General features: G+C 69.1%; 10 protein-coding genes and 1 pseudogene. 6 read left to right on the top strand and 5 right to left on the bottom strand.

Going from position 1 to position 12,464, the window contains the following annotated elements; genetic code table 11:
* Positions 1-44 precede the first annotated feature (44 nt).
* On the bottom strand, positions 45-1,076 hold the full coding sequence (locus tag ABZY13_RS27135; protein ID WP_356635208.1) for a LacI family DNA-binding transcriptional regulator: 1,032 nt from the start codon (positions 1,074-1,076) through the stop codon (positions 45-47).
* A 98-nt stretch (positions 1,077-1,174) separates the two neighbouring features.
* A complete protein-coding gene (locus ABZY13_RS27130; RefSeq protein ID WP_356635265.1) occupies positions 1,175-3,244 on the bottom strand; it encodes an RICIN domain-containing protein in 2,070 nt (689 codons plus the stop codon).
* Positions 3,245-3,761: 517 nt separating this feature from the next.
* On the opposite strand from ABZY13_RS27130, the gene ABZY13_RS27125 reads away from it, so the two are divergent.
* Both ABZY13_RS27125 and ABZY13_RS27120 read left to right on the top strand, forming a co-directional pair.
* Positions 3,762-4,124 carry an ATP-binding protein gene (locus tag ABZY13_RS27125; protein ID WP_356635263.1) on the top strand — a complete coding sequence of 121 codons (363 nt, stop codon included), beginning with the start codon at positions 3,762-3,764 and terminating at the stop codon, positions 4,122-4,124.
* A 264-nt stretch (positions 4,125-4,388) separates the two neighbouring features.
* Positions 4,389-4,566, top strand: a pseudogene (locus tag ABZY13_RS27120) (transcriptional regulator); the annotation flags it as partial.
* 64 nt (positions 4,567-4,630) lie between these two features.
* Here ABZY13_RS27120 and ABZY13_RS27115 read toward each other — a convergent pair.
* The 3 genes from ABZY13_RS27115 to ABZY13_RS27105 all read right to left on the bottom strand — a co-directional run bounded on the left by ABZY13_RS27115 (position 4,631) and on the right by ABZY13_RS27105 (position 7,903).
* Positions 4,631-4,936 (bottom strand): transposase, encoded by a 306-nt coding sequence (locus ABZY13_RS27115; protein ID WP_356635206.1) that lies wholly within the window; start codon positions 4,934-4,936, stop codon positions 4,631-4,633.
* A gap of 131 nt (positions 4,937-5,067) precedes the next feature.
* Positions 5,068-5,595 carry a GNAT family N-acetyltransferase gene (locus tag ABZY13_RS27110; RefSeq protein WP_356635204.1) on the bottom strand — a complete coding sequence of 176 codons (528 nt, stop codon included), beginning with the start codon at positions 5,593-5,595 and terminating at the stop codon, positions 5,068-5,070.
* 178 nt (positions 5,596-5,773) lie between these two features.
* Positions 5,774-7,903 carry a glycoside hydrolase family 36 protein gene (locus tag ABZY13_RS27105; protein WP_356635202.1) on the bottom strand — a complete coding sequence of 710 codons (2,130 nt, stop codon included), beginning with the start codon at positions 7,901-7,903 and terminating at the stop codon, positions 5,774-5,776.
* 110 nt (positions 7,904-8,013) lie between these two features.
* On the opposite strand from ABZY13_RS27105, the gene ABZY13_RS27100 reads away from it, so the two are divergent.
* The 4 genes from ABZY13_RS27100 to ABZY13_RS27085 all read left to right on the top strand — a co-directional run bounded on the left by ABZY13_RS27100 (position 8,014) and on the right by ABZY13_RS27085 (position 12,289).
* Positions 8,014-9,048 (top strand): LacI family DNA-binding transcriptional regulator, encoded by a 1,035-nt coding sequence (locus tag ABZY13_RS27100; protein ID WP_356635200.1) that lies wholly within the window; start codon positions 8,014-8,016, stop codon positions 9,046-9,048.
* 104 nt (positions 9,049-9,152) lie between these two features.
* Positions 9,153-10,478 (top strand): ABC transporter substrate-binding protein, encoded by a 1,326-nt coding sequence (locus ABZY13_RS27095; RefSeq protein ID WP_356635198.1) that lies wholly within the window; start codon positions 9,153-9,155, stop codon positions 10,476-10,478.
* 30 nt (positions 10,479-10,508) lie between these two features.
* A complete protein-coding gene (locus ABZY13_RS27090; RefSeq protein WP_356635196.1) occupies positions 10,509-11,438 on the top strand; it encodes a sugar ABC transporter permease in 930 nt (309 codons plus the stop codon).
* 26 nt (positions 11,439-11,464) lie between these two features.
* The gene (locus tag ABZY13_RS27085) at positions 11,465-12,289 is read left to right on the top strand and encodes a carbohydrate ABC transporter permease (protein WP_356635261.1); all 825 of its coding nucleotides are present in this window, start codon (positions 11,465-11,467) and stop codon (positions 12,287-12,289) included.
* The last annotated feature ends 175 nt before the right edge of the window (positions 12,290-12,464 follow it).

Below are 12,464 nucleotides of genomic sequence, written 5' to 3'. Positions count from 1 at the left end.
AGGGCGGTCGGCCCCTCGTGGCCGGCCGCCCCCTTCCGCTGCCCTCAGCCGCCGCCGGGCGGGGCCGTCGAGGTCCGCAGGACGAGGCTGGTCGCCAGCTCCATGCGCGGGGAGGCGGGCGGGCGGCCGTCGGCGACCTGGAGCAGCACCCGGGTGGCCTCCCGCCCCAGCTCCTCGAACGGCTGCCGCACCGCGCTCAGCGGCGGGCTGGCCATGGCTGCCACCAGGGTGTCGTCGAAGGACATGACCGCCAGCTCGCCCGGGACTCGCAGACCCCGCTGCCGGGCCGCCTCCAGGACGCCCAGCGCCTGCGCGTCACTGGCCGCGAACATGGCCGTGGGCGGCTGCTCGGTGCCGAGGATGTGCAGGGTGGCGGCCAGCGCCTCGTCGTAGTCGAAGTCCGTCGAGCGCACGAGCGCCGGATCATAGCCGATGCCCGCCTCCTCCAGCGCGGCGCGGTAGCCGTGCAGACGCGCCGCCCCGGCCAGCGAGTGGGAGCGCCCGGCGACCATGCCGATCCGGGTGTGGCCCAGGCCGACGAGGTACTGCACCGCGTCCCTGGCCCCACTCCAGTTGGTCACCCCGATGCTCGGGATGTCCGCCGACGGAGCGCTGAGCGGATCGACGAGAACCACCGGCAGCCCCTGCTCGATGATGCGGCGCTGGTCGTCCTCCGACAGCATCGAGATCACGATGATCAGCCCGGCGGCGCCCAGCGCCACGCACTCCTGGAACCACTGGGACACGGAGCGCCTGCTGGTGGTGCCGGTGACCACGTGCACGCCGAGTTCGCCGGCCGCGTCGACGATCCCGCGGACAACCTCCAGGGTGTAGGGGCCCGAAAGATCCCTGAACACCGCGACGATCTGCCGCGGGACCTCCGGGTGCCGCTCCCACGGGCGCACGTACCCGTGCCGGATCAGCAGTTCCTCAACCCGGTCCCGGGTCGTGCGGCCCACGTCCCGGCGCCGGTGCACCACCTTGGAGACGGTACTGAGAGACACGCCCGCCTCTTGAGCGATGCTCGTCAGCAGCCCGTACTGCGCCTCCAGCTGTCCCTTGTCCTGAACAGTCACTGTCCTGCTTCCTTCGCCGGCTCGGCACCGGGCGTTCGGGCGTAAGCCAACAGCAGCGGGCGCCGACGGACAAGTCCGCGGCGCCCGCTGCGGCGGTGTTAGACGCGGCTCCACCGCTGGGTGTCGTTGCCGAGGGCGTGCCACAGCTGCACGGGGGACCCGTTGGCCGTGCCCCAGCCGGCGACGTCGATCACCAGACCGTTGGAGCGGTTGATCACCGAGCCGTCCAGCCGGAACGACCACTGCTGGCTGGTCCTGCCGTTGCACGACCAGAGGATGACCTTGGTGCCCGCGGCAGTGCCGTCACCCTCGGCGGCGAGACACTTGCCGGCCACACGGAGTTCCCCCGTGGCGGTCTGAGTGATGGCCTGGTTGGCGTTGCCGGTGCAGTCGAAGATCTGCACCTGTACCCCGGTGCGCCCGTCCGGCACATCCAGGCAACGGTTGGAGTGGGCGCCCTTGAGAATGAAGGGCGAGTCGACCGGCAGTGGTTCGCGGACGAGGCGCCATTCCTGCGCGTCGTCCGCGGACGCGTTCGTGGAGGCATCGATCCCCGGCTGCACGTCGACGGCCGCACCGGCGGTCGTGCCGCTCATGTAGAGGCTGCTGTTCCCGACGGAGCGGAGCTTGTAGTAGCCGTCGCTGGTGGGGACGAGCGTCCACTGCTTGTCGGTGCCGCCGTCGTCGACCCACTGGGCGAGGCTCGCCCCGGCCGTCGCGGCGCCGCCCCAGATCCCGGCGGCACGGCCGCCGGCCTTGTTGAGCAGCGTCACCTTGCCGCCCTTGTCGGCGAGGTGCCAGCGCTGGGTGTCCTCGCTCGCAGACACCGGGTTCGTGATCAGGTCGGCAACACCGCCGGTGAGGTCGGCGTCCTGGGTCTTGCGTGACTGAGGGCTGAGGGCCTGGCCGGTCTTCCGGTTGACGAGGGTGTAGTAATCACCGTCGGAGTGCCCGAGGTCCACCTCGCCGTACTTGACCGGGCCGATGCTTCCACCCGCCCAGGACGCCTGCAGGATCAGCACCCGGCCGGTGCCGTCGACGTGCTGGAGGTTGCGGCTGTATCCGGCGGGGACCGGTGTCCGGTACTCCTTCCAGGTGCCGGTGCTCCTGCCGGACTCGTTCACCCAGACGTGGCCGCTGCCGCTGGCGTTGTAGACGATCCGGCCGTCGGGCAGCGCGGAGAGCACGGGGCTGCCGCCCGTCGCGAGCCGGCCGCCTCCGGAGGGGACGGGCAGCTCGCCGACGGCGTCGTCGTGGGCGGCGTGGAACTTCAGCGGATCGTCTCCCATCCGGTAACGGACGTTGGAACCTCCGCCCCAGTACTCGTACGTCATGAGCCACTTGCCGTCGGTGGTCGGGGCGAGGGTCGTCATACCGGGGCGCCCGCCGCCGATCAGGTTCCTGCCGTTGACGGCCACGGTCGTGCCGGGCACGTCGACCACGGGCGTGCTCCAGGAGGTGCTGGTGCCGTCCCAGGTCTTGTGTGCGAGGATCTGGTGGCCGGGGTCCGTCGCCGTGTCGTTGTCCGGGGCCAGGGCGGGCACCCCGGTGGTGGTGTCGAAGCCGGTGAACTCGTTCTCGTCGGAGTAGTAGGCGATCAGCTTGCCGCCCCGGGCGTACAGGTAGGGCTCCCAGACGGGGTCCTGCTGCTTGTTCGTGTTGGCGGCCGAGCGGTTCGAGCCTCCGCCGCCCTGCCATCCGCCGGCGGCGATGATGTTCTCGAAGCTCCAGGTGGCGCCGTCGTCCGTGCTGGCGTACAGGGCGATCGACACGTCCTTGCGGTCGCCGTCGCCGGTGGGCTGCCAGTCGGGGTCGGCGGCCTTGCGCTCCTTGTAGTAGTAATCGTCGCCCGAGACGACGCTCGCAAGGAGCAGGGTGCCGGCCTTCAGGCTGCCCACGTCGTGAGGGAGCACATAGAGGTAGGGGTTGGTCCAGTTGCTCGTGTACTTGGCGTACTGCGGATCACTGGAGAGGTAGGCCGGGGCCTTGAGGTCGGTGAGCTTCTGCCAGGTCGTGCCGTGGTCGTCGCTCTTGTACAGCGGCATCGTCTGCCCGACCGGATCGCCCTGGCTGTTCTCGAACGCCGCCACGATCCGGCCGCTCGGCAGCTGCGCCGACTTCGGGTAAAGCACGCAGGGACGCTTGTTGCAGGTCGGGCTCTGCGCCACGTACAGGTCGGCAGGGGCCGGCTGGTACGCCGACGCGCTCGGCGCGAGTGTGAGGGTGAGCGCCCCTGCTATTGCTGCGGCGGTCGCCACCGCGAACGTCTTGCGTATCGAGTCAGATCTCAACTGCGGCTCCTTCTAGCATGCGCGTGCCGGGGCCGTCGTCCTGGGCGGCCTGAATGCGCGCGGGAATCGTCTTGCGGGCTGGCGGGATGTCACCAGGGGCGCGCGAAAGCGGCGGTGCGCCTCCCAGTCGCGCGCTGGTTGGTGGCAAGTATCAGGACGGGACGTCTCCGTGTCACCGGTCGGTTTACGAAAGCCTTTCGGACCTTCGACAGGCCCGGCAGTTGACGCCGACCGGCGGGCCTCCCAGAGCGCATGTGCCTCACGTGCCGGACACCATGGACCGCCGAGGCCGCGGACAGCGGCCGTCGCTGAAGAGCGCAGCGCGGAGATCGCGTAGCGAAAGTCTTTCGGGGCAAACTGGCAGCTCGGCCGGGAGACCCTTGAGACCGCCGAACTGATCGTCAGCGAACTCGCCGGCAACGCCGCCATGCACGGACGGTGCCAGGTCACCTTGGGCCTGACGCTGGAGGACGACGGGCAGCTGGGCCTCACGGTCGTCGACCACGGCGGTCCGCGCGCGGGCGTTGCCACGGAACTCCCGGACGAAGAGCACGGCAGAGGGATGCACATCGTGCGGGCCCTGGCGCGGCACGTACGTGTCGCCCAGCACCGCAACAGCTGGCGGATCGTCGTGGTCCTTGCCGGATCAGAAGACGAACGGGCTACGCCTGTCCCTCTCCCTCACCATGACACCAGCGGCCACTGCTGGCCCGATGCCCCGGTGTCGGTGCACTGGCCCTCCGTGCGGAGGCGATAGGCAGCGATACCCCGGCCCAGTTCGAGTGCGGCAAGAGCTCGAGCCGCGATCATCAGTGCGCGAACAAGAAGACCGGCTTCGTCTGAGGGGCACGGCCGCTGCATCGCCACCAACGACGTCGACATCTGTTGCACGGCAAGAAGTCCGCGATCGGGTCCGCAGAGGCCGAGGACTGGGCCCTGCTCGACAGCCGCGTCCACTTGGCCCCCTGTGCAGCGTGTTCCCCGGCTGGAGGTTGACCTCCTGGAGGGGTGTCGGCTTCCACGGGCCGACGCGCTCGCGATGAGCGAGGAAGCGCGCCGCGCCGCGCGCCGCCTGCCCACGGTGGTTCCGGCCGGCTGGCTGTTCGGCATCAGCCCCGCCGCGGTCGACCTGTACGCCGTCGGTGTCCACTGCGCTCGGCGACGCCGGCGCCGCGCTGAAGACCGGGAAGAGCCTGCGGGCTTACGAGGTTGTGAGCGAATACGGATCGGACGTGCTGGCCTTGCGGTCTGGCTGATGGGAGGTCAGCAGCCAGCGGCGCGGACGAGGACGAGTTCGGTGCTCGTCCGTTGCTTCGCGGCCCGGCGGTAGGCGCGGTCGGACACCAGGCCGGCAACGGCCCGATGGATCTCCGGATGGTGTTCACGGCGGCCGATGTACCGCTGGAGGGGGCGCCACTGCTTGTGCTCGGCGTTGGTGTGCTCCACGCAGATCCGCGTTGAGGACTGTCGGCGACGCTTTTCACGCCAGGCGTATCTCTCGCCCAGCGGCGCGTCGTCTTTCGGTTTGCGGGGCGGGGCGCCGACCTGGCCGGGGAACTCGTTGGCCACGCCCCGGTATCCCGGCCAACTCCTCAATCAGCTCGCGGAGATGCGCACGGGAGATGCCGGTGAAGGCAGGATGCGACAAGGAGGCACGGGCCCATACAGACGACACACCCCCATAACATCCACAATCCTCTTCACGTTCCGAGGGAGCCTGCACCCGGCCGTCGCACCATGTAGACGTCGATCGGGTCCTGAACCTCCACGGTGAACCCGTGGCGCTCGTACAGCCGCCGGGCAGCGCTGCCCTGCAGGACGTTCAAGCGGACAGGCACGCCGTCAGCATCGATCCGCTTCAGCAGTGTTCGCAGGACAGCCGATCCGAGCCCTCGGCCCTGGAGGCTCGGGGCGAGATAGAAATGCTCCAGCCACCGCCCGTCCTCGGCCGGCCGCAAAGTGACGCAGCCCGCGAAGGCGCCATCGGCCACGATGACCAACGTGTGCTGCGGGGAGAAAGTATCCCGCAGCCGCTGCCGGACCCGATGCTCGTCGAACCGGCCCAACCGCTCCAGGTCCGGGCGCATCACCGTTGCCCGCAGCTCCGCGATCGCCTCGACATCCGCCAGCTCTGCGGAACGCAGCACCCATGCCACGGGACGGCCCGACTCGATCCCGGGCGCCGCCCGGCCCTGCCGCATCCCGTCCGCCCTCGCACTTGTATCCATGGCCGGAGTATTGCAATGGCCCTCGATAGCCACGTACACAGCTGACCGGGCACGCAGCAGCCCCTATCGCACACCGCGCCGTTATCTGTTCCCGGCCGCGGAGCGCAAGGCGCGCATGGGGACCAACACGGAGAGGGCCTGGTGGGCGTGGAGCCGGCACGAGCACAACCGTTGTGAGTCAGACGGCTCGGACTGCGGTGAGACGGATCAGCAGCACGCCGGGCACGTCCGGCAGCGACACCTTCAGCCCGTCCCCGTCCCACGCCGCAGAGCCGCCGGTCCGGAGGGGATGCAGGATCTCCGCGGTGACTTCCGATCCTGCGAGGCGCCGGATCGACAGGCGCAGGTCGGCCTTCCCGCCGCGACGCCAGACCGAGAGGTAGGCCATAGGACTGTCGGGTGCGTGCAGGCCCATGGCCAGCCATTCGTCGGTCCATCCCGGCAGGCCCAAGGGCCAGAAGGGCACGGCGCCGACGAGGTCCATGCGGATGGTCTTGTACACGGCCACGGCATCCCGGACGAGCGCCAGCTGGTGCGGTGACATCCGGTCCAGGTGGCCCGACAGGTGGATGCGTCCGAGCAGGGCGCCGCCCAGGGTGAAGGCGTTGAGGGTGTCGTCGTAGCCGGGCTGCGGGTAGGCCCAGACCGCGCCCTGCTCAGGGGGGACGGCGGTCGGCGCGGAGGCGGCGATGGCCGGATAGCGCATCGGGTCCTGCTGGTCGCTGGTGGACTGGAGCTGGGTCACGGCCAGGGTGGCACCGTCCATGCGCATGCCGCCGGAGGCGCAGTTCTCGACGACGAGGTGCGGATACCGGTCCAGTACGCCAGAGAGCCAGTCTAGGTAAGCCCGGGCGTGCCCCAACAGCCCCGCCCCGGGGGCGGTATCACTCGGCCCGCAGGTGCCGGGGTCGATGACGATGTTGTAGTCGAGTTTGAGGTATCCCACGCCCCAGCTGGCGACGATCCGGTCCACCGTCCTGTCGAGGTGTGCGCGGGCGGCAGGGTGTCGCAGGTCCAGTTGGTGGCGGCCCTGTTCGCTCAGGCGCACGCCGTCGCGCTGGAAGAACGCCTCCGGTGGGAGCTGGGACGCGACGGGGCTGCGCACGCCCACCACTTCGGGTTCCAGCCACAGTCCGGGCACCATGCCGCGTTCCCGGATCCGGTCCAGGACGGCGCGGATGCCGCCGTCGGGGAAACGCCGCCGGGAGGGCAGCCACTCCCCCACGCTGTCCCACCAGCCCACGGTGTCGTCGTCGTACCAGCCGGAGTCGATGCAGAAGTACTCCGCGCCGGCCTCGGCCGCGGCGTCGATGAGCGGCAGTAGTTTCTCGGTGGTCGGGTCACCCATCAGCGTGTTCATGTAGTCGTTGTAGACGACGGGCAGCCCTGTGTGGTCGGGGTGCGGGCGGCGTACGGCGCGGCGGTAGGAGGTCAGCGCTCCGAAGGCGTCATCCAGTCCGGAACCAAGGGCGAGCACGCCGGGCACGGTGGTGAACTCGGCACCCGGCTCCAGTCCGGCCCGCCACTGGTGCTCCGCGTCCGTGGGTCCGTTCAGCGCCAGGTGTGTGCCGTGGCGGTTCTCGCCCAGGTCCCACCGCCAGCCGGCCGGGGACTCGATCTGCCAGATCCAGGCGTGGCCTTCGCCGCGCGTGGTGGCGGCGCCCATCGGGAGGTGTCCGCTGGTGGGCCAGCTGCCCCGTCCGGTGAGCGAAAGGGCGGCCCGGCTGTCGTGCTGGTGGGCGTCGACGCTGATGTCGACGACGGTGTCGCGCAATGGCTCGGCGTACCAGCGGCACTCCGCCAGCCAGTCGTTGCGTGCGCGGTGGACGTCGAGGCGGTCCGGAGAGGGCAGGGTGCCGAGCAGCAGGCTGCTGACGGACTGGACGACCATTCTGTGGTGGCCTTCGTTGCGCAGTCGGACGCTTGAACGCAGCACCGGCAGGCCGATGGGCGACGACAGTTCGACGATGACGGCCAGGCCGCTTTGCGCTTCGTCAAGTTCGACGGTGAGTCGGGTCCAGCCGTCGCGTTCCAGGATGCTGTGACCTCGGTAGCGGAGCCGCGCGCCGAAGGCGGTGCCGGTGAAGCGCGGGCCGGACCAGCCGCTGCCGTGACCGAAGGCGGTCAATTCCACCAGAGGCAGTGGCGCGTCCGCGTCGGGTGCGGGCGCCGGGTCGCCGGGGCGGTCCAGTCGGGTAAGCCGCGGGACCGAGTCGGCGCCGATGAGCAGCTCCGCCTCCAGCGCGCGGTGACCCCACATGATTTTCTGGAGGGTGTTGCCGGGGGACGCGCCCGCCGCATCGGACATGACGGTCAAGGTCGGTTCCCTTCCGAGCCGCGCGACCGGCGGCCTGTTGTTGCGTGAATCCATCGTTACGGGCTCTTGACGAGAAAAATGTGACCGGTCACAATTCTGACATGAATGTGACCGGTCACACAAGGCGCTCCGTAAGTATCCGGGACGTCGCCACCGCAGCCGGGGTCTCCTATCAGACGGTCTCCCGGGTGATCAACGAGCATCCCAGCGTCAAGCCGGCCACCCGGGAGCGCGTGCTCGCGGTCGTCGACGAGCTGGGCTTCCGACGCAGTTCGACCGCATTCGCCCTGGCCAGCGGACGCAGCCGGACCGTGACCGTGCTCACCGCGAACACCACGCACTACGGCTACGCCTCGATCCTCCAGGGCGTCGAGGAGGCGGCCCGCGCCGCCTCCTACGCGGTGGGTATCAGCGTGCTGGAGTCCACCGACGACGAAATCGCGCTGCAGGTTCAGCGGGCCACGGACACCGGCGGCGGCCTGATCGTGATCGCATACGATCCCGCCGGCGTGCGCGCCCTGGACGCGGTGCCCCCAGAGCTGCCCCTCGTCGGTGTCGTGGAGACCCCGGCGACCCCGCCCGGGGCCGACCGCCCCTGGGTGTGGACCGACGACCGCGCCGCCGCCTTCCAGGCAACCTGTCACCTGCTCTCCCTGGGCCATGAGACCGTGCACTACGTCGCCATCCCTTCCAGCACGCGGCGGACCAGTGCTCGGACCAAGGGCTGGCGACAGGCGCTCAAGGAAGCCGGCGCACCTCAGCCCCGCCCTGTGCAGGGCAGGTGGGGGCCCGACGGCGGCCATGCGGCGGGCCTGAAACTCGCGAAGGACCCCGGCGTCACCGCGATCCTGTGCGGCAACGACGATCTTGCGCTCGGGGTGATCCGCGCCCTGCACGAGGCGGGCCGGGCCGTCCCCGGCGATGTGAGCGTGGCCGGTTTCGACGACGCCCCGCACTCCGCCTACCTCGTCCCCTCCCTGACGACCGTACGCCTGGACTTCACCGGCCTGGGGCGGTCCGCGTTCGGCCTGTTGCACGGCGCTCTGGAGCAGTCCGCGCCGGTGAGCCCTCACCTCGTCTGCGCGCCGCACCTGGTCATTCGGGAGAGCACGGGACCAGTGCCCACGCACGAGTGACCCGCCGCCCGTCCCCCGCCCCCGTCCTGCAAGCCTCCAGCGCACGCTCCCTGCCCTGATTCTGCCTCGCCTCTCCTTGAGGCCGTTCTTGTGAAAGGCACGTCATGAAGAGAAGAACCCTCACCGCGCTGGCGTTACTGTGTGCCGCGGCCCTGTCCGCCACCGCATGCAGCGACCCCACCGCCGGCGACGCCGGTTCATCCGGCGACGAGCAGGTCAAGGTCGATCCGACCGCCCGGCTGGACGGCGTGAAGCTGACGATGTGGACCGCGCAGAACACGCTCAACGCGCCCAAGCAGGTCGTAGAAGCCTTCGAGAAGGCTACGGGAGCCGAGGTCGAGACCCAGGCGATACCGGACCTGTACGAACAGAACGTGCCGACCAAGCTCGCCTCCGGCGAGAGGCCCGACCTGATGTTCTGGCAGCCGTCGATCTCGACGCTGCCCTTCATCCAGCCGCAACAGAACCTGCTCACCCTCGACAACGAGGAGTGGGCCTCGAAGCTCGGAGACACCGAGAGGACGCTGGGCGTCATCGACGGCAAGCGTTACGCGGCGATCGTCACCAGCCCCGCGATGCTCGGTGTCTACTACAACAAGGACGTCTTCGAGCAGGCTGGACTTACCGAACAGGACTTCCCCACCTCGTACGACGAGCTGCTCAAGCTCGGCCGCACCATCGTCGACAAGACCGCCGCCGCCGCCTTCTACGAGGCAGGCGGCGACAAATGGCCCATGCAGTGGCAGATGCAGGTCCAGCTCACAGACCTCGACGAGCAGTGGTGGGCCGGCCTCAACCGGAACAAGGAGAAGTGGACCGACCCGGTCGTCGTCGGCGCGATCAAGAAGTACAAGGAGAAAGTGCTCGACGCGGGGCTCGCCCAGAAAAACTACAGGACCGGCACCTTCACGGGCCAGGCCGACTCCCTCTGGAAGGGCGAGTCCGCCATGGTCCTGAACGTCACCTCCTTCCAGAGCCAGTTGCAGGCCAAGTACTCCACCGCCGAGATCGACGAGAAGATCGGCTGGTTCCCGATCTCCAACTCCTCCGCGACCGGCATGTACTCACCCGACCAGACCAACGGCGTCGTCGCCTTCAGGACCGGCGACGAGAAGCGGCACAACGCCGCCCGCCAGTTCCTCGCCTTCTGGCTCGGACCCAACTACCCCGAGTACGTCAGGACAATGAGGATCCCGTCCGTCCAGCCGTTCGTGCTCCACCCGGACGGTCTTCCGCAGAGTTCACAGGCGCAGCTCAAGGCGCTGCCCTCGGCCGTCGGCGTCTTCCAGGCAAAGGCGATCGTCGCTCCCGACACACACCTGTACCTCGCCGACATGATCTACGGCAAGAAGGACCCGCAGCAGGTCGCACAGGCGATCCAGGACCAGTTCGCGCAGGTGGCCAAGGCCCAGGGCGCGCCCGGTTTCTAGCCTCACCGACCCGACGGGCAAGGACTTGCGATGGCGCACACGGCCTTACGAACACGCACACACGAAGCGGCGACCGGCGAGGGCCGGAGGCAAAGGGCGGGACGACTGCCGCGCGCAGCCGTCCACCACCCCTGGTGGTTCGCGCTCCCCGCGATCGCCGTCTTCGCCGCCTTCTTCCTGGCGCCGAACCTGCTCAACTTCTATTACCCCTTCACCGACTGGTCCTCGTACCACGCCGACATCGCCTTCACCGGGCTGGACAACTTCAGGGCCATTGCGGACGACGGATCGCTGCTGCGCGCTATCCGCACCACCATGCTGTACGCCCTGCTGGCAGCGTTCTTCCAGAACGGGTTCGGACTGCTGCTGGCCCTGCTGCTGGAGGCGGACTCCCGGTTCAACCGCTTCTTCCGCGCCGTCTTCTTCCTGCCCGTCCTCATCTCGGCACTGGCCACCGGCTACGTCTTCCAAGCCCTGCTGGACCAGGACGGCGCCGTCAACGGCCTGCTCGGCACGGACATTCCCTGGCTCGGATCGACGACCTGGACGCTGGTCGTGGTCACCGTCATCCACGGCTGGAAGTGGATGGGCCTGTCCATGCTCGTCTACCTCGCCGGCCTCAAGGGCATCCCGGGCGACATGCTCGAGGCGGCCCGGATGGACGGCGCCGGACCGTGGCGGACCTTCTGGTCGGTGCGCTGGCCGATGCTGGCGCCCGCGCTCACCTTCAACGTCACCACGGCGCTGATCGGCTCGATGAACACCTTCGACATCGTCCAGGCCACCACCGGCGGCGGCCCCGCCGCCTCCACCGAAGTCTTCAACATCTACATGTTCCGCGTCTTCGGCCAAGGCCTGTACGCGCAGGCCTCCGCCATGAGCCTGGTCCTCTTCCTGGTCGTCGTCGCCATGGCCATTCCTCTGGTCGTCGGCCTGCGCCGAAGGGAGCAAGTGCTGTGAGCATCTCCGCGAAGGCGATTCCGGCCGTGCATCCCGCCTGGCGCTACGGCCGCCCGGCCATCGTCCTCCTGCTCGCCGGGCTCTCCGTCGGCGTACCCGTCTGGCTGGTCGCCCTCACCTCCACCAAGCCGCAGTCCGAGGCGATCAAACCCAACCTGGACTTGCCGCGGCAGTGGCAGCCCGGCAGCAATTATGAAGACGCCCTCAGCCAAGGCGAAATGCTCCGCGGCTTCACCAACTCCCTGCTGGTGGTCGTGCCTTCGGTCGCCCTCGTGCTGATCCTGGGAGCCGCCGCGGCCTGGGTGTTCGCCCGCCGCAAGTCGAAGCTCGTCTCCGCCGCGTACGCGCTGTGCATCAGCGGGCTGCTGCTGCCGCCCGCCGTGATCACCATCGTGATGGAACTGCGGCAGCTGGGGCTCGCCGGCTCCCGCCCCGGCATGATCGCCGTGTACACCGGGATGTACCTCTCGACGTCGATCTTCTTCATGACCGGCTTCATCAAGGCCATCCCGGTGGAACTCGAGGAGGCCGCACGCATGGACGGCGCCGGGCCCCTGCGGATCTTCATCCGCATCATCATGCCGTTGCTCCGGCCCGTCATCGCCACCGCGACAATCATGGTGATGCTCTACGCCTGGAGCGATGTCTTCTACGCCTTCTTCGTTCTCGGCGGCGGAGACGGGGCGACCCTCCCACTCAACCTCTACAAGGTCGCCAGCGCACAGCTCTACCTCAACAACTGGCATCTCGTCTTCGCGTACATCGTGGTGATGAGCCTGCCCATGGTCGCCATCTTCCTGGTGGCGCAGCGAAAGATCGTGTCCGGAATCACCAGTGGAGCCGTCAAATAGCCGACGGCCCGACAAGCCGTCCCTCGCCAGCGCCACGGACCGGCACCAGGAGTGCGCCGCATCCCGGGGCTCGCCCCTGTGTCACGCACCTCCAGGTGCGGACGGTCTCGGCGGAGCTCTCGGCAACAACGCCTGCCCACCACGGCAGCGGTTCCGCGAAGCAGGTCCCCGAAAG

The sequence above is a fragment of the Streptomyces sp. NPDC006610 genome, assembly GCF_040611575.1.
GTDB lineage: Bacteria > Actinomycetota > Actinomycetes > Streptomycetales > Streptomycetaceae > Streptomyces.
The sequence above is the reverse complement of the archived record's forward strand: the minus strand, read 5'-3'. Positions and strand labels throughout refer to the sequence as shown.